General features: G+C 73.6%; 16 protein-coding genes and 1 pseudogene. 11 read left to right on the top strand and 6 right to left on the bottom strand.

Translation table 11 applies throughout. From position 1 onward, the window contains the following. Positions 1-1,414, bottom strand: a pseudogene (locus ACFV6I_RS06590) (hypothetical protein); the annotation flags it as partial. Continuing rightward, positions 1,411-1,944, bottom strand: a complete 534-nt coding sequence (locus tag ACFV6I_RS06585) for a SigE family RNA polymerase sigma factor (RefSeq protein WP_063349820.1) — start codon at positions 1,942-1,944, stop codon at positions 1,411-1,413. The pseudogene ACFV6I_RS06590 and the gene ACFV6I_RS06585, both read right to left, overlap by 4 nt. A gap of 105 nt (positions 1,945-2,049) precedes the next feature. Between ACFV6I_RS06585 and ACFV6I_RS06580 the strand changes: the two genes are divergently transcribed. Next, complete coding sequence (locus ACFV6I_RS06580) at positions 2,050-2,811, top strand: alpha/beta fold hydrolase (RefSeq protein ID WP_380423765.1); 762 nt, start codon at positions 2,050-2,052, stop codon at positions 2,809-2,811. 20 nt (positions 2,812-2,831) lie between these two features. Here the strand turns inward: ACFV6I_RS06580 and ACFV6I_RS06575 are convergent, their stop codons facing one another. Both ACFV6I_RS06575 and ACFV6I_RS06570 read right to left on the bottom strand, forming a co-directional pair. Further along, entirely contained in the window at positions 2,832-3,452 is a 621-nt protein-coding gene (locus tag ACFV6I_RS06575; protein ID WP_380423764.1) for a MarR family winged helix-turn-helix transcriptional regulator, read from the bottom strand. Beyond that, positions 3,449-5,257 (bottom strand): MFS transporter, encoded by a 1,809-nt coding sequence (locus tag ACFV6I_RS06570; protein WP_380423763.1) that lies wholly within the window; start codon positions 5,255-5,257, stop codon positions 3,449-3,451. The genes ACFV6I_RS06575 and ACFV6I_RS06570 overlap by 4 nt, the downstream gene beginning before the upstream one ends. A 616-nt stretch (positions 5,258-5,873) precedes the next feature. Between ACFV6I_RS06570 and ACFV6I_RS06565 the strand changes: the two genes are divergently transcribed. The 10 genes from ACFV6I_RS06565 to ACFV6I_RS06520 all read left to right on the top strand — a co-directional run bounded on the left by ACFV6I_RS06565 (position 5,874) and on the right by ACFV6I_RS06520 (position 14,748). After that, on the top strand, positions 5,874-6,845 hold the full coding sequence (locus ACFV6I_RS06565; protein ID WP_380423762.1) for an urea transporter: 972 nt from the start codon (positions 5,874-5,876) through the stop codon (positions 6,843-6,845). Between the two features lie 90 nt (positions 6,846-6,935). Next, a complete protein-coding gene (locus ACFV6I_RS06560; protein WP_063349823.1) occupies positions 6,936-7,241 on the top strand; it encodes an urease subunit gamma in 306 nt (101 codons plus the stop codon). Between the two features lie 3 nt (positions 7,242-7,244). Beyond that, positions 7,245-8,159 (top strand): sirohydrochlorin chelatase, encoded by a 915-nt coding sequence (locus ACFV6I_RS06555; RefSeq protein WP_380423761.1) that lies wholly within the window; start codon positions 7,245-7,247, stop codon positions 8,157-8,159. A gap of 24 nt (positions 8,160-8,183) precedes the next feature. Continuing rightward, a complete protein-coding gene (locus tag ACFV6I_RS06550; protein ID WP_063349825.1) occupies positions 8,184-8,582 on the top strand; it encodes an urease subunit beta in 399 nt (132 codons plus the stop codon). After that, positions 8,582-10,306, top strand: a complete 1,725-nt coding sequence (ureC, locus tag ACFV6I_RS06545; protein WP_063349826.1) for an urease subunit alpha — start codon at positions 8,582-8,584, stop codon at positions 10,304-10,306. Before ACFV6I_RS06550 ends, ureC begins: the two co-directional genes overlap by 1 nt. After that, positions 10,303-11,073 (top strand): urease accessory protein UreF, encoded by a 771-nt coding sequence (locus ACFV6I_RS06540; RefSeq protein ID WP_380423760.1) that lies wholly within the window; start codon positions 10,303-10,305, stop codon positions 11,071-11,073. The genes ureC and ACFV6I_RS06540 overlap by 4 nt, the downstream gene beginning before the upstream one ends. Before the next feature lie 97 nt (positions 11,074-11,170). Further along, positions 11,171-11,791: an urease accessory protein UreG gene (gene ureG / locus ACFV6I_RS06535; RefSeq protein WP_063349828.1), complete on the top strand. Its 621-nt coding sequence runs from the start codon at positions 11,171-11,173 to the stop codon at positions 11,789-11,791. Next, on the top strand, positions 11,788-12,771 hold the full coding sequence (locus ACFV6I_RS06530; protein WP_380423759.1) for an urease accessory protein UreD: 984 nt from the start codon (positions 11,788-11,790) through the stop codon (positions 12,769-12,771). The genes ureG and ACFV6I_RS06530 overlap by 4 nt, the downstream gene beginning before the upstream one ends. A 147-nt stretch (positions 12,772-12,918) precedes the next feature. Beyond that, a complete protein-coding gene (locus ACFV6I_RS06525; protein WP_380423758.1) occupies positions 12,919-13,677 on the top strand; it encodes a hypothetical protein in 759 nt (252 codons plus the stop codon). Between the two features lie 165 nt (positions 13,678-13,842). Beyond that, positions 13,843-14,748, top strand: a complete 906-nt coding sequence (locus ACFV6I_RS06520; protein WP_380423757.1) for a class I SAM-dependent methyltransferase — start codon at positions 13,843-13,845, stop codon at positions 14,746-14,748. A gap of 21 nt (positions 14,749-14,769) precedes the next feature. Here the strand turns inward: ACFV6I_RS06520 and ACFV6I_RS06515 are convergent, their stop codons facing one another. Next, positions 14,770-15,909 carry an alcohol dehydrogenase catalytic domain-containing protein gene (locus ACFV6I_RS06515; RefSeq protein WP_380423756.1) on the bottom strand — a complete coding sequence of 380 codons (1,140 nt, stop codon included), beginning with the start codon at positions 15,907-15,909 and terminating at the stop codon, positions 14,770-14,772. Between the two features lie 20 nt (positions 15,910-15,929). Next, on the bottom strand, positions 15,930-17,255 hold a 1,326-nt coding region (locus tag ACFV6I_RS06510; RefSeq protein ID WP_380423755.1), incomplete at its 5' end, for an aldehyde dehydrogenase family protein.

The following is a 17,255-nucleotide window of genomic DNA, read 5'->3' as shown; positions in this document are numbered from 1 at the left end:
GGGGGGGGGGGGGGGGCGGGGGCCGGGGGGGGGCCCGGGTTCTTGCCGCCGCGGCCCCCGGGGGCCGCCCCCCCCACGACGACCCCGCGCCGACCGGCCTGCGGGCGCCGGGAGGAAGGCCCGGAGGAAAGCCGGGACGAACGCCAGGAGGAAGGTCGGGAGGAAAGCGGCTGCCACATCTGCTCACGCACGAGTCAACTCCGGTGCAATCAAGGGGAGGCCGGGAAGTCCTCCCCGGCTGTGATCGCCAGTCTGCTCGGGCGGCCCGCCGATGACCTCCCTCGACCGGGGGAGCACTTTCTCCCACGTTTCCGCGATGCGCACCGACCGCCCCGCACGCCGATCCCCCCGCGCACCGACCGTCCCGTACGCCGACGAGGGGCCGGCCCCCCGGGGGAGCGGGCCGGCCCCTCCGGCCGGGGCGGGCGGTCGTGGCCCCCCGGGCGGGTTCAGCCGGGCGCGCCCCCCCGTACTCGGGACTCAAGATCACGCCGGCGTCCGGCAGCTTGGCGCCGTTCTTGTCGAAGAACTGCCACGACGTCACCTTCTTGCCCGGCTGCTCGGGGACCACCAGCCGCTGGTACGGGGAGTCCCCGACGGCCTTCAGCCACGGCTCCATGACCGTGCCGTCCGACCAGGTCACCAGGACCTTGCCGACGTCCGGGCCGAGGGCCATCACGGCGAGCTTGATCGGGAGCGGACCGGGCGTGCCGGACTTGTCCCGGGCGCCCATCAGGCCGCCGCTGAACGTGTCGGCCATCCGCGGGTCGAGGTGGCCCGGCGCCGGGTAGCTGCCCGCGTTGTCGTGCGGCTGGCGCACCCCGTCCAGGGTGACGTAGTCGTTCACGACGTCCTCGTTGGGCTGCCAGTACTGCTGGACGTACGCCTCCGTCGGCTTGTCGAGCGAGGGGTCGACGGCGTGGCGCTCCTCCCAGACGGCCACCGCCTGCTCGTACGCCCGCTCCTTCGGGGCGACCGGCCAGAGCGCCGTCCAGAGCTTCCACGTCTTGCCGTCGGGGGTGTTGCCCTGGGCGAGCGTCACCCGGACCGGGGTGAACGGGTCCCGCTCGGCCGTCGCCGTGCCGGACGGCTGGGCGGCCGGGCCGCCCCCGGTGCCGCCGCCGGGACCGCCGTTGGCCGGGACGAGCGCCTGGGCGCCGCTGCTCGCGGGGGAGCTGTGCAGACCCGCCATCGTCCCGCCGCCCAGCACCACCACCGAGGCCAGCGCGAGCGCGCCGACCACCGACCGGCGACGGCGCCGGATCCGGCGGCCGCCCGCCATGATGTCCGCCATCGGCGCCGGGCTGATCGTGGCCCCGGCCGCCACGTCCGCCAGGCCGAGTCCGACCCACACGTCGCTGTCGTCGCCCGCCGCGCCCATGCCGACCGTCCCGCCGTTGCCGCCCGCGCTCATACCGCACCTCCGATGCTCGTCATGCCCTTGATTTCCTTCAGCGCTGCGGCCCCCCGCAGTCTCGCGATCCCCTTGGCCGCGTGGCTGCGCACGGCGCCCGTCGAGCAGCCCATCGCCTCGGCGGCCTGACTGTCGCTCAGGTCCTCCCAGTAGCGCAGCACCACGGCCTCGCGCTGGCGGGCCGGCAGGGCGGCCAGCGCCGTCATCAGCGCGCCGCGCTGGTCGGAGCGGGCGTAGCAGTCCTCCGCTCCGGCCTCGTCCGGCACGGCGTACACCAGCAGCTCCGGCGCGCGGCGGCGCCAGCGGCGGGCGTGTTCGTTCACCAGGATCCGCCGCACGTAGCTGTGCGGATCGCCGGCCCGTCGCACCTTCGCCCAGGCCGCGCAGGCCTTCTCCGCCGCGGACTGCACCAGGTCCTCGGCCGCGTACTGCTCCCCGGCCAACAGGTACGCCGTTCGCAGCAGCCGTGGCCAGGCCCCGACGATGAACGCCTGGAACTCCTCGTCCCGGTCGGTCTTCGTGCCTCCCATGAGCACCTCCTCACCCACCTAGAGCCCGGAAGCGGCCCAAAGCGCTTACTCCCTCCGATCACCAAACCGGTTGGCGTCCCCCAGAGGCGTCGATACGATCCGCGGATGATCCTCTCCCATGACGTATCTCATGACCTGCCGGGCGACCGCCCCACCGTGGTGCTGCTGCACTCGTCCGTGTGCGATCGGAGGATGTGGGACCCGCAGTGGCAGGGGCTGGTCGACGCGGGCTACCGGGTGATCCGGGGCGACTTCCGGGCCTTCGGCGACACACCGCCGGCCGACGCCCCGTACAGCGACGCGCAGGACGTGCTGGCGCTCCTCGACCACCTGGGCGTCGAGAGCACCGCGCTGATCGGCGCCTCGTACGGGGGGAAGGTCGCCATGGACGTGGCGGCGCTGCGCCCCGGGGCCGTCACCGCGCTGGCCCTGCTCTGCTCCGGGGCGGCCGAGCACGTCGCCGGCGACGCCCTGATGGCCTTCGCCGCGCGGGAGCGGGAACTCCTCGCGACCGGGGACGTCGAGGGCGCCGTCGAGCTCAACGTCGAGACCTGGCTCGGCCCGGAGGCGGGCGACGAAGCCCGCGAACTCGTCCGCCGGATGCAGCGGCGCGCCTTCGAGGTGCAGGCGGACGCCGAGATCGGCCCCACCGACGACGAAGCGGACCTCTCCCGGATCACGGCGCCCTGCCTGGTCGTGACCGGCGGCCACGACGTGGACGACTTCCGGCAGATCGCCGACTCCTTGGCGACCCGGATCCCCGGCGCCCGCCGGCTCGAACTGTCCTGGGCCGGCCACTTCCCCGGCCTCGAACGGCCCGAGGAGACCTTCGAGTTGCTCACCGGATTCCTCCGCGAGACGGCGTAGGCGCTCCGAGAAGCGCTGCCTCAGCCGACGGAGTCGCGCCGGTCGGGGCAGGGCGGGTCGGGGCAGGGCGGGTCGGGGCAGGGCGGGTCAGGGCAGGGCGGGTCAGGGTAGGACGGATCGGGGCAGGCTTGGCCGGGGAAGGCCGCGTCGGGATCGTCCAGCAGCAACTCCAACAGCGGTACGGCCGACTCCAGTTGGCGGCACTGCTGCGGGGTGAGCCGCGCGCTGCGGCGGGCCAGCAGGGCGGAGCGCTCCCGGCGGATCCGGGTGATCGCCGCCAGGCCGGCCGGGGTGAGTTCGAGCAGCTGGGAGCGGCCGTCCAGCGGGTCGGGGGTCTTGGCGATCAGGCCGTCGGCGGTCAGCGGGGCGATCGTGCGGAGCACGGACGGCACGGCCACCCCCTCCCGCGCGGCGAGTTCGCCGAGCCGCAGCGGGCCGTGCACCTCCACCCGGGCCAGGGCGGAGAGTTGGGCGACGGTGAGGTCCTGGCCGCCGGAGGCGCGGGCCATCTGCCGGTTGAGTCGGCCGATCGCCAGGCGCAGCCGGACGACGGCCTCGGCGGAGAGACCGGCCCCGGCCCCGGCCTCGGCCTCGGCGTCGGTCGCGGTGTCGGCGCCGGTCGCGGCATCGTGCCCGGTCATGGCCTGCGGGCCTTTCCGCGCGGTGCGGGCCGGCCTACACCGGGCCGTTCAGCGGGCCCGCCCGCGCCCGGCCGGGCGCGGCGGGTGTGGCGCGGCCCGGTCCGCTCGCGGACCAGCGAGGCCGCCGCGGCGACCAGCGACATGGCGATCGCCAGCCAGAACACCACGACCAGGCCGTCGTGGAAGGGGCCCGAGATCAGTTGCGGGAAGAACTCCCGGCCGGTCAGCGTCCGGGCGTTGGCCGCCGGCAGCATGCCGAGCACGTGCGGGCCCAGCAGCTGCTGGATCGGGTTGTACCCGAGGAACGCGGCGAAGAGCGTGCCGACCGGTGGCAGCGAGGCGATGGTGTGCGCGTCGGCGGCGGGCACGCCCTGCGCGGTCAGTCCGGCGGTGAGGGTGTGTGGCAGCGAGCCGGCCAGGCCGGCCACCATCAGCGAGAAGAAGACGCCGATCGAGAGCACCATGCCGGCGTTCTGGAAGGTGGCCCGCATGCCGGAGGCGGCGCCGCGGGCCTCGGCCGGCACGCTCGACATGATCAGCGAGGTGTTGGGGGCCGCGAACAGGCCGCCGCCCAAGCCGTTGAGGAACACCAGGACGGCGAACCACGGGTAGCCGAAGTCGGTGGGCAGGAGCAGCAGTCCGGCGAAGGACAGGGCCATCACCACCAGTCCACCGGAGGCGAACAGCCGGGCCCCGGCCCGGTCGGAGAGGTAGCCCGAGACCGGCCCGGCGGCCAGGAAGCCGACGGTCAGCGGGACGAGGTAGATGCCCGCCCACAGGGGGGTGTCGGCGTAGTCGTAGCCGTGCAGCGGCAGCCAGATGCCCTGCAGCCAGATGATCAGCATGAACTGGAGGCCGCCGCGGGCGATCGAGCCCAGCAGGGTGGCCGCGTTGCCGCCGGCGAAGACCGGGTCGCGGAACAGCGCCAGCGGGAACATCGGCTCGGCGACCCTGGACTCGACCAGGCAGAAGGCGATCAGCAGCGCCACGCCGCCGAACAGCCCGCCCATCACCCAGGGGCTGGTCCAGCCCATGGTGTGGCCGCCGTAGGGCTGGATGCCGTAGGTGATCGCGGCGAGCAGGGCGGTCAGGCCGACGGCGAAGGTGACGTTGCCCCACCAGTCGATCCGGGCGGGCCGCCGTACGCCGGTCTCGCGCAGCGACCGGTAGGCCCAGACCGTGCCGAGGATGCCGATCGGCATGTTGACCCAGAAGATCGACCGCCAGTTCCACTCGGCCAGCAGCCCGCCCAGCACCAGGCCGATGAAGGAGCCGGCGATGCCCGCGACGATGTTCACCCCCAGCGCCATGCCGCGCCGGTGGGCCGGGAACGCGTCGGTGATGATCGCGGCCGAGTTGGCCATCAGCATCGAGCCGCCGATCGCCTGCACCACCCGCCAGCCGATCAGCCACAGCGCGCCCGGCCCGCCGTGCAGCGGGTCGAGGGAGAGGGCCACCGAGGTGAGGGTGAAGATCAGGAAGCCGGCGTTGTAGATCCGGACCCGGCCGTGGATGTCGCCCAGTCTGCCGAGGGTGACCACCAGGACGGCGGTGACCAGCATGTAGCCCATCAGCATCCACAACAGGTAGCTGACGTTGCCGGGTTGGAGCGGGTCGAGGCCGATGCCGTTGAAGATCGCGGGGAGGGAGATCAGGACGATCGAGGCGTTGACGGTGGCGATCAGGGTGCCGAGCGTGGTGTTGGAGAGGGCGACCCACTTGTACCGGGGATGGTCCGCCGCCACGGCTCCGCGGACCGCGCGGACGGGCCGGCGCCTGCCGTTGTTCGGGATCTTCGTCGCCACCGCTGCCCCCAGGTGAGTGGCAGACCGGGGCCGCCAGTCGGAGAGTACTTCGATAGCTTTCGCTAACTAACGATAGTCCGACCACCCCACTGCCGGTAGCCCGCAGGCGTCCCGGAGGCCGCCACCGGCCGCTGGCCGCCGGCCATCGGTCCGCTCCCGCGCTGCCGGGAGCCCGGCGGCCGGTTCGTGCTCGCGGGCCCGCGTTCGCCGACCCGGCTGCTTTCCGACGCGTCGCATGCACATTTCCGCCACATTCCCGCAGTGCTGCGCCGCCTTTCGCGGCGCCGGATGTCCGAATTGCCTGACCGGGGCGGCTTCGTGTCGAATTCCTTGACATGACCACCTTCTCGTTTTCGTCTGTCGCAAGTAAAACTTCGCAAAGAATGGCTCTCCACAGGGGGGTCGCTGACCTGCGCAATCAACATATTGTTGCAGCTCAGAGGCCTGATGATCACCCTTCGCCATACGGGTGTAACCGGTCGTGTCCGCGCCGACCGGCATTCCGCAGGAGTACGGTTCCGGAGGAATCGCCGGGCGTGCTCGCGAGTAAAGCCGAGCAGCCTTGCGGGACTATTCGCCATGCCGTGAAAAGCCGTACCGGGAATTGGTGCGAAGTATGGGTCAGAAAAAGGGTGAGCCGGGGGCCTCGGGGGCCGCCCGCCCGATATCCCTCAAGTTAGCCGTCGAAGTCCTGCGCGGCGTCGCGCAGGTGGACTTCATGCCGTCCGCCGTCTGCGGCCTGTTCTTCGTGGCCGCACTTTTCGCGGCCGGCTGGCGCTACGGCGTCTACGGCCTGCTCGGCAGCGCCGTCGGAACCGCCGTCGCGTACGGCCTGCGGCTGGCGCGCGACGCCGTCGAGGCCGGGCTGCACGGCTACAACGGCTGCCTGGTGGCGCTGGGGTGCGCGGTGTTCCTCGGCCCCGACCACCCCGCCACCGTCGCGGCGGCCGTCCTCGGCGCCGTCGTCGCCGTGGTGGTCACCGCGGGCCTCGGCGCGGTGCTCGACAGCTGGAAACTGCCCGCGCTCACCGCGCCGTTCTGCCTGGTCGCCACCGCGACGACGGCCGCGGCGCCCGGCTTCCGCCACCTGTGGCACGGCACCGGCGCCCCGACCGCCCTGGCCGGGCCGGCCGCCGGCCCGACCGGGCTGACCTGGGACCAGCTGTGGCACGGGTTCTTCGCCAACATCGGCCAGATCTTCTTCATGCCCCAGTGGTACGTCGGCCTGCTGTTCCTGGCCGGCATCTTCGCGGCCAGCCGCCCGGCCGGCCTGCTGGCCTGCGCGGGCAGCGCGACCGGGCTGCTCACCGCCTGGGCGCTCGGCGCGCCCGCCGACGCCGTCGGCCAGGGGCTGCTCGGGTACAGCGGGGTGCTCGTCGCGATGGCGCTGTGCGGCGTGTTCGTCGCCCCCGGCGGGTGGAGCGCGGCCTACGCCGTCCTCGGCGCGGCCGCCGCGACCGTCCTGACCCCGGCGCTGGCCGCCGCCACCGCGCCGTTCGGCGGCCACGCCTTCACCTGGCCGTTCGTCCTGACCACCATGCTGTTCCTGGCGGCGGTGCCGGCCATTCCCCGGCTGCGCAGAGTCTGACCGGGTTTCGGTAGCCCGAATTCCCGCCCGTGACAGGCGTGTTCATTCGGAGTTCCTGCGGAGTTCCCTCGGAAAGGAAGAGTGATTCCCGTGAATCTCGCCCCGCGTGAGATGGACAAGCTGTACATCTACGTCGTGGCCGATCTGGCCCGCAAACGCCGCGACCGCGGTGTGAAACTGAACTACAGCGAGGCCTGCGCGCTGATCAGCGAGGCGATCATGGAGGGCGCCCGGGACGGGCGCACCGTCGCCGAGTGCATGGAGATCGGCAAGCAGGTCGTCAGCGGCGAGGACGTCATGCCCGGCGTCCGCGAGATGCTGCCGCTGCTCCAGGTCGAGGCCGCGTTCCTGGACGGCACCAAGCTGGTCTCCTGCCACGACCCGGTGGGTGCCTGAGCCATGACGGTACGTCAGGCGGAAGCGGCGACCGGTCCGGCGCCCGCGCCGACCTCGGCCCCGACGCCCGCCGCCACGGTGGTGCTGGCCGGCGGGCACGAGAGCGACGGCGGCCGGGACCTGGCCGCCCTGGTGGAGCGCGAGCCCGCCGTCCACGCCGCGGCCGCCGCCGGCCGGGCGCTCGGCGAGGCCGTCCGCTCGGCGCTGGCCGCCACCGACGGCCCGGTGTGCGTCGTCCCGATGACGCTGGGCCGCGACCCGAAGCTGGTGGCCGACACCGCCCGGGCGCTGCGCTGGCTGGCCGCAGGGGAGGGGCGCGGACGACTCGCCCTGACCGGGGCGTTCGGCGGCAAGGACCACCTCGTCGGCTGGCTGCGGGCCGCGGCCTCCGCCGCCCCCGGGCCCGACGGCGCCGTGCTGGTCACCGCCCCGGCGGCCGGCCCCTTCGAGGACGCGGACCTGTTCCGGATCGCCCGGCTGGTCCGCCAGTACGGCCACCACCGCTGGGTCGAGGTGGCCTTCGCGGGCGGCGACCCCGACCTCGCCGAGGGCGCCGAACGCTGCCGGCTGCTCGGCGCCCGCGAAGTGACGGCCGTCCCGGCCTCGTTCGGACCGGCGCTGCGCACCGAACTGCCCGGGGTGCGGGACGGCGGACCGCTGCTGCGGCCGTCCGCGATCGCCGGCGTCGTCGCGGCCCGCACCGCGGCGGCCCTGCACCTGCTCGGCCACGGCGAGGACGGCATCCTGGCCGGCCTCGACGCCGAGCACGGGCACGGCTACGCCCACAGCCACGGCCCCGGCGGGGACCACTCGCACTCGGACTCGCATGGGCACGGGCACGGGCACACCCATGGCCACGGGCACGGCCACAGCCACGGTGCCACCGACGGACACACCCACGGCCACACACATCACTGAACCGACAGAGAGGAAGGGCCCGCCATGTCTGGTGGCGCCACGTACCTGTACGGCGACGACCCGGTGGAGATCAACGCCGGTCGCGCCCAGGTCACCATCACGGTCAGCAACACCGGCGACCGGGCGATCCAGGTCGGCTCGCACTACCACTTCTTCGAGGCCAACCGCGCCCTCGACTTCGACCGCAACGCCGCCTACGGCAAGCACCTGGACATCCCGGCCGGCACCGCCGTCCGCTTCGAGCCGGGCGACACCAAGGACGTCACGCTCGCCGAGTTCGGCGGCCACGGCCGCCTGATCGGCTTCAGCAACCTCGTCGACGGCGGCATCAGGTCGGCCGACACCCGCGCCCGGGCGATCGACCGGGCGATCGCCCTCGGGTTCAAGGGCACCAACCTCGACCACAAGGAAGGCGACCGCTGATGGCCACGCTGTCCCGCAAGCAGTACACCGATCTCTTCGGGCCCACCGTCGGCGACCGCTTCCACCTCGCCGACACCAACCTCGTCGTCGAGATCGAGAAGGACTTCAACCAGGGCCACTACGGCGACGAGGCCGTCTACGGCGGCGGCAAGGGCATCCGCGACGGCATGGCCCAGGACCCGGCCGCCACCTCCGCCCAGGGCGCGCTGGACCTGGTGATCACCAACGTCGTCGTGATGGACGCCGTCCTCGGCGTGGTCAAGGGCGACATCGGCGTCAAGGACGGCTTCATCACCGCCGTCGGCAAGGCCGGCAACCCGCACACCCAGAGCGGCGTGCACCCCCGGCTGGTCATCGGCCCCGGCACCGAGGTGATCTCCGGCGAGCACCTGATCGCCACCGCCGGCGGCATCGACACCCACATCCACTTCATCGCCCCGCAGCAGGTGCAGGAGGCGCTGAGCAACGGCATCACCACCCTCATCGGTGGCGGCACCGGCCCCTCCGACGGCACCAACGGCACCACCTGCACTCCCGGCCCGTGGAACATCCACCGGATGTACCAGGCGGTCGAGGACCTCCCGGTCAACGTCGGCCTCCTCGGCAAGGGCAACGGCTCGCTGCCCGGCGCCCTGCGCGAGCAGGTCGAGGCCGGCGTCTGCGGCCTCAAGGTGCACGAGGACTGGGGCAGCACCCCCGCCGCCATCGACAGCGCGCTCGGCGTCGCCGACGAGTACGACGTCCAGGTGGCCATCCACACGGACACCCTCAACGAGGGCGGCTTCTTCGAGGACACCCTCTCCGCCATCGACGGCCGCACCATCCACACCTTCCACACCGAGGGCGCGGGCGGCGGCCACGCCCCCGACATCATGCGGATCGCCGGAGAGCCCAACGTCCTGCCGTCCTCCACCAACCCCACGCTGCCCTACACCGTCAACTCGGTCGACGAACTGCTGGACATGGTGATGGTCTGCCACCACCTCAGCCACGACATCCCCGAGGACGTCTCCTTCGCCGACTCCCGGGTCCGCGCCGAGACGATCGCCGCCGAGACCGTCCTGCACGACGAGGGCGTCATCTCGATCTTCTCCTCGGACTCGCAGGCGATGGGCCGGATCGGGGAGTCCTTCACCCGCGCCTTCCAGACCGCCCACCACTGCAAGGACCAGCGCGGCAAGCTCGACGGCGACACCGAGCGCAACGACAACTTCCGCGTCCTGCGCTACCTCGCCAAGCTCACCATCAACCCGGCCATCGCCTCCGGCACCGCCGACCACATCGGCTCGCTGGAGAGCGGCAAGCTCGCCGACATCGTGCTCTGGCCGATCAACTCCTTCGGCGCCAAGCCCAAGATGGTCATCAAGGGCGGCGTCATCAACTGGGCGCTGATGGGCGACCCGAACGCCTCGCTGCCCACCCCGCAGCCGGTCTACTACCGCCCGATGTACGGCGCGCTCGGCCGGGCCAAGCAGGCCACCCGGGTCTCCTTCATGTCGCAGGCCGCCATCGACCTCGGCGTCCCGGCCCAACTCGGGCTGGACAGCCGGGTCCTGCCCGTGCGGCGCTGCCGCTCGGTCGGCAAGCAGCACATGGTCCGCAACGACGCGCTGCCGAAGATCGCCGTCGACCCGGAGACCTACAAGGTCACCCTGGACGGCGAGCCGGCCACCATCGAGCCCGCCCGCGAACTCCCGCTCAACCACCTGTTCTACCTCGCGTGAGCGGCGCTTCGGGGCTCGGCTCTTCGGGGTCCGGTTCGTCGGGGTCCGGTTCGTCGGGGCCCGGCTCTCCCGGGCTCGGGGGAGGCCTCGACGCCCTGCTGGTCAGCCTCCAGCTGACCGACTCGGCCTTCCCCAGCGGCTTCTACACCCTCTCGCACGGCCTGGAGGGCTACGCCCAGGCCAAGGCCGTCACCGCGGACACCATGCCCGACCTGCTCACCGACCTGCTGCGCCACTCGGTCGGCCCCGGCGACGCCACCGCGCTCGCCCTCGCCCACGGCGCCGCCCGGGCCGGCGACTGGGGCCTGCTGGTCGAGGTGGACCAGCGGCTGCACGCCACCAAGCTCAACCGCGAGCTGCGCCTGGCCTCCACCCGGACCGGGCGCCAACTCCTCGACATCGCCCGGGAGTCGATCGGCGGCGAACCGCTGGACCGGTACGCCGAACTGGTCGCCGCCAAGCAGGCCCCCGGTTCCCAGCCGGTGGCCGCCGGAGTCGCCTACGCCTCCGCCGCCGTGCCCGTCGACCAGGCCGTCGCCAGCGACCTGTTCGCCTTCTGCACCAGCTTCGTCGGCGCCGCCCTGCGGCTGCGGCTGACCGACCACCGCAAGGCGCAGGTGGTGCTGCGGGCCACGGCGCCGGTGATCGAGGAGACCGTACGGGCCGCCCTCGCCCGGGAGTTGGACGACCTGGGCGGGTGCGTGCCGGTCGCCGACGCGATGTCCGGACGGCACGAACGGGCCGAGGCCCGGCTGTTCGCCAGCTGAACCGCGTCCGGGAGGTGCGGGCGGGCACGGGAGTGCCGCGGCTCCCGCTCCTCCCGGACGCAGAACCAACGTCACACCGCATCAGAAGGAGACAGCAATGACCGAGAACGTGCTCCGCGTGGGCATCGGCGGGCCGGTCGGCTCCGGCAAGACGGCGCTCATCGAGGCCCTCGTCCCGGTGCTGATCGCCAACGGCCACCGCCCGGCGGTCATCACCAACGACATCTACACCCAGGAGGACGCGCAGCACGTGCGTCGCACCCTGGCCGGCGTCCTCGACCCCGAGCGGGTCGTCGGCGTCGAGACCGGCGCCTGCCCGCACACCGCCGTCCGGGACGACCCGACGATGAACCTCGCGGCCGGCGCCGAGATGCTGGAGCGCTTCCCCGACGTCGACACCCTGCTGTTCGAGTCCGGCGGCGACAACCTCACGCTGACCTTCAGCCCCGTCCTGGTCGACCTCTTCCTCTTCGTCCTGGACACCGCCGAGGGCGAGAAGATGCCCCGCAAGCGCGGCCCGGGCATCACCGAGTCCGACCTGCTGGTCATCAACAAGATCGACATCGCCCAGTACGTCCGCGCGGACCTCGGCATCATGGAGTCCGACGCCCACCGCGTCCGCGAGGGCGGGCCGGTCGTGCTCACCAACTGCCTCACCGGGCACGGGCTGGACGAGATCGCCACCTTCCTGGAGACCTTCCGCAAGGTCCCGGCATGACCGTCACCGCGGCCGCGGGGGAAGCGGTTGCGGGGGAGGCCGCCGAGGCCGCCGTGCCCCGGCTCGATCCGCGGCACTACGAGCCGGCCCGCGTCCCGTACGCCGTCCGCCGGTACGCCGGGACGCCCAACACCCTGGGTGTCGGGCGCCCCGGCAAGGTCGGCCTGCTGGAGCTGGCCTTCGAACGGATCGGCGAACGCACCGAACTCACCGGCCACTACCAGAAGTCGCCGCTGCAGATCATGCGCCCGCTCTACTTCGACCCGGCCCGCCCGGACCTCGCCGTCACCTTCCTGATGTCCACCGGCGGCGGCATCCTCCAGGCCGACCGGCTCCGCACCGACCTGCGCTGCGGCGCCGACACCGCGACCCACCTCACCACCCAGGCGGCCACCAAGGTCTACCGGATGGAGTTCGACTACGCGACGCAGCTGGTCAACCTGGACGCCGGCCCCCGCGCCTACGTCGAGTACCTGCCCGAGCCCGTCATCCCCTTCGTCGACTCCCGGCTCTACCAGCGCACCGTCCTCACCGTCGACCCCACCGCCACCGTGCTGGCCGGCGAGACCGTCCTCGCCGGCCGCCTCGCCCGGGGCGAGCGCAACGCCTACCAGGTGTTCGCCTCCGACCTCGAAGTGCGGCGCCCCGACGGTCAGTTGATCGCCCTCGACACCGTCCGGCTGGAGCCCCCGGAGGCCGGTGTGACCGGCCCGGCGGTCCTGGCCGGCCACGACGTCATGGCGAGCCTCTACGTCGTCACTCCGCTCGCCCCCGCCGCGCAGGTCGCCGACACCCTGCACGAGGCCCTGGCCGGCAGCGGCCTGCTCCACGGCGTCAGCGTCCTCCCGCACGACAGCGGCGCCTGGCTCCGCCTGCTCGGCTCCGACACCCGCGCCTGCGCCGCCGCCCAGCGCACCGCCTGGGACGCCGTCCGCCGGCTCCTCATCGGCGCCCCGGCCCCGGCCCTGCGCAAGACCTGACCCCGCTCCGTATCTCCCCGCACGTCCCCGCACCTCCCCGAAGCGTCCCGGCGCCTCGGGGAGGGGGCGCGAGGGGGCGCGAGGGGCCGAGGGCGGCCCCGGATGCAGCCGGACCGGCCTGGTCGCAGCATGGAACCGGAGGTTCTCATGCACCGACCCACGTTCGGACCTTCCCCGCCCGACCCCGCATCCGACCCCGCATCCGACCCCGCATCCGACCCCGCATCCGACCCGGCATCCGGCCCGGCATCCGGCCCGGCAGCCGCCCCGGCATCCGACCCCGACCCCGCCCCCGCCCCCGGTCCCGGTCCGGGGCCGGGACGCCAGGGCCGGGGCGGTCTGCGGTCCGGTTCGGTCTTCCTCTCGTTCGTCCCGTGGATCGTCTTCGACGTCATCGCCGGGCCGAGCACCTGGAAACTGGCGGCCCTGACGGCGCTGGTCGCCGCGCTCGTCGTCGCCCTGCCGGACGCGTGCCACCATGCGCCCAAGGTGCTCACCATCGTCGGCGTGGTCTTCTTCGCCGTGCTCTGCGTACTGGGCCTGGTGCTCGACCGGCACAGCCTGGTCTGGCTGGAGACCTACGCGCAGGTGCTGTCCAGCGGCGTGCTCGCGGCGGTGGCCCTGGGATCGCTGGCGTTCACCCCGTTCACCGAGCAGTACGCCCGGGAGTCCACGCCGCCGGAGGTCTGGGGCACGCCGCGGTTCCGGCGCACCAACCGGTTGCTGACCGCGCTCTGGGGCACGGTCTTCCTGATCACGGCGCTCCTGGGGCTGGCGGCCCTGCACGTCGGCTCGGCGAAGGACTGGCTGACCTGGGTCATCCCGGTGATCCTGCTGGTGCTGGCGTTCCGGATCACCCGCTGGTACCCCGAGCACGTGCGCGAACAGGCCCGGCGCGGTCGGTGAGCAGCAGCACACCCGGGGGGCGTCCGGGCGCCGCGACGGCGGGATTCACCCGGTCGGGTGGATCCGGTGGGACCGCTCCCGGGCGGGCGAGGGCCGGCTGGATAGTGAGGAGGCAGTCGCATTCCTCGCTGTTCGCGTTCTCAACTCGCTTCAAGGGGATGACACATGGTCGGTACGGCGCACCGGAGCACCGGTGTGGAGGGGGTGGAGGGCGGCGTCGGTCTGACGGCCCTCCTGGTCGCCGCGGCACGCGCGATCGAGACCCACCGGCACGACACTTTGGCGCAGGACGTCTACGCGGAACACTTCGTGCTCGCCGCGCCGGCGTCCGCGGGCTGGCCGGTCCGGATGCACCAGGTGCCGGACGGGGACGCGAACCCGCTGTGGGGGCGGTTCGCGCGCTACTTCGGTCTGCGGACGAGGGTCCTCGACGACTTCCTGCTCCGGTCGGTGCACTCGGGCGCCCGTCAAGTGGTCCTGCTCGGCGCCGGGTTGGACACGCGGGCGTTCCGGCTCGACTGGCCTCCCGGCTGCACGGTCTTCGAGGTCGACCGGGAGGGCGTACTGGCCTTCAAGCACGGGGTGCTCGGCGGGCTGTCGGCCTCCCCGAAGGCGGCGCGCGTCCCGGTCGCCGCCGACCTGTGCACCGACTGGGCCGCAGCGCTGACCGAGGCCGGCTTCGACGCGGCCGTGCCGAGCGTCTGGCTGGCGGAGGGGCTGCTCTTCTACCTGCCCAACGGCGTGGAGACGCAACTCATCGACACGGTCGGCCGGTTGAGCGCGGGCGGCAGCGCCATGGCGTACGAGGTCAAGCTGGAGAAGAGCCTGTTGGACTACCGCGAGAGCCCGCTCTACACCTCGACGAAGCACCAGATCGGCATCGACCTGCTCGATCTGTTCGACGCAGAGCCGCGGCCCGACTCCGCGGGCGCCCTGGCCGGCAAGGGCTGGATCACCTCGGTCCACACCCCCTTCGACTTCACCCACCAGCACGGACGCGGCCCCCTGCCCGAGCCGAACGACGCGCTGGAGGGCAACCGCTGGGTGTTCGCGCACAAGCCCCGGGTGTAGGTGTGGGGAGGGCGGCCTCGCTCAGCGGGCGCTCCGCTCCGGGACCAGGACGGGTTTGACCACCCGGCCCGCGTCGCAGTCGCGTTCGGCCTCGTTGACGGCGGCGAGCGGGTACCGGCGGATCAGCTGGTCGAAGGGGAACTTCCCGGCCTGCCACAGCCGGGTCAGCCGGGGGATCAGCAGGGCCGGCACCGCGTCCCCCTCGCAGATGTGGGAGATCCGCCGGCCCCGGTCCAGTGTCCCCGGATCGAGCGGCAGCGCGGTGCGGAGCCGGGCGACCAGCCCGAGGTGGCCGGTCGGGCGCAGGGCCCGGAGCGCCTCGTTGATCAGCGGGGCGGAGGCCGTGGTGTCCAGCGCGTACCGCGCGCCGCCGTCGGTCAGCCGCTGGATCCGCTCGGCCAGTCCGGGCCGGGGGACAGGGTCGGGCCCGGAGGCGTGGTCGGCTGGTCCGGCGCGCAGCGGGATCGCGCCGAACCGCTCGGCGAGGTCGAGCCGTTCGGGGTACCGGTCGACGGCCACGGTCACCGCCCCGGCGGCCGTGGCCGCCATCACCGCGGCCAGGCCCACCGCCCCCGCGCCGAGGACCACGACGGTGTCGCCGGGGCCGGCGCCGAAGGAGTTGAACACGGCCCCGGCACCGGTCAGGAAGCCGCAGCCGAGGGGCCCGAGCAGGTCGAGGGGCAGCGAGCGGTCGACCCGGACGGCGTTGCGCGCCGGAACCATCGCGTACTCGGCGAACGAGGACTGGCCGAACCACCGGGGGGCCAGTTCGCCCCCGGCCGCGTCGGTGAACCGCGCCGCGTCCTCCTTGCGCCCGCCGAAGAGGTTGAGCGCGGCGAAGGAGTCGCAGTAGGCGGGGGCCGCACCCAGGCAGTTCCGGCAGTGTCCGCAGGAGTCGAAGCTCAGCACGACGTGGTCGCCGACGCTCAGCCCGGTGTGCGGGCCGCCGGTCTCCACCACGACCCCGGCCCCCTCGTGCCCGAGCACCGCCGGCAGCGGCGAGCGGCCCGCCGAACGCCGGACCGCGAGGTCGGTGCGGCACATCCCGCAGCCCGCGATCCGCACCAGGACCTCGCCGTCGGCCGGCCCCCCGTTCAGGACCACCTCCTCGACGGCGAACCCGCCCTCGTACGAGCGCAGTACCGCCGCGTCGAACCTCATCGTCACGCTCCTCCGGATCGTCAAGCCTCCTCCGGCCGGTGCACGACGAACGGCCGGAGGTTCCCGTAGAGCCCCCACGGCCCGCCCGCGACGCCGACACCGCTCTCCTTGATGCCCGCGAAGGGCTGGGCGAGGGAGAGTTCGGCGTGGTGGTTGATCCACGCCGTCCCGCACTCCAGCCGGTCGGCCACCGCCTCGGCCCGGTCGAGGTCCGTCCCCCACACCGAGCCGCCCAGCCCAAATCCGGTGTCGTTGGCCGCTTCGACGGCCTCGTCGACGCTCCGGTACGGCAGCACCGGCAGGACCGGGCCGAACTGCTCCTCCGTCACCACCGGACTGTCGGCGGGGACGTCGGCCAGGATCGTCGGGGCGAAGAAGTAGCCCGGCCGGTCCAGCCGGTGGCCACCGGCCACGGCCCGGGCGCCGCCTGCCAGGGCCCGGGCCGTGTAGCGCTCGACCCTGGCCAGCAGGGGGGCGTTGTTGACCGGCCCCAGCCGGGTGCCCGGGTCGAGTCCGGCGCCGACGACGACGCTCTTCGCCCGCTCCGCGAGGGCCTCGACCACCTGGGAGTGGAGCCGGGCCGGGGCGTAGACGCGCTTGACCGCCATGCAGACCTGCCCGCAGTTGCGGAACGCCGCCCAGAACAGCCGGTCCGCGATCCGGTCCACGTCCACGTCGTCCAGCAGGACGGCGGCGTCGTTGCCGCCCAGCTCCAGGGTGACCCGGGCGAGCGAGGCGGCCGCGCCCGCCGCGACGGCCCGACCGGTGGGGACCGAGCCGGTGAAGGTCACGTGGCGGATCCCCGGGTGGGAGGCGAGCCGGGCGCCGAGGGGTTCGCGGCCGGTGACGATCGTCAGGACGCCCTCGGGGAGGGCGGTGGCGAGGACGGAGCCCAGCAGGCGGGTGGCGAGGGGGGTGAACGGGGAGGGCTTGAGCACCATCGTGTTGCCTGCGGCGAGTGCGGGCGCGAACTTCGCCGCCGCGAGCTGGAGCGGGAAGTTCCACGGGACGATCGCGGCGACCGGCCCCAGCGGCCGCCAGCGGATCTCGCTGCGCACCGGACGGCCGTCCGCGATCGGCTGGGGCGCGGGGGCCAGGTCGGCGAAGTAGCGCAGGCGGGCCGCCGTCCGGGCGACCTCGGCGGCCGACTCGGCCAGGGGTTTGCCTTGTTCCCGGGTGAGCAGCGGGGCGAGGTCGGCTCCGGCCGCCTCCACGGCGTCGGCTGCCGCGCGCAACGCGGCGGTGCGGGCGGCGGGGTCGGCCCGCCAGCCGCGCCAGGCCTCGTGGGCCCGGCCGACGACGGCGGGCCGCGGGTCGGGGGGGTGGGCGGGGGCCGCGGGGAGGGG

The organism is Kitasatospora sp. NPDC059803, assembly GCF_042732255.1.
GTDB lineage: Bacteria > Actinomycetota > Actinomycetes > Streptomycetales > Streptomycetaceae > Kitasatospora.
The sequence above is the reverse complement of the archived record's forward strand: the minus strand, read 5'-3'. Positions and strand labels throughout refer to the sequence as shown.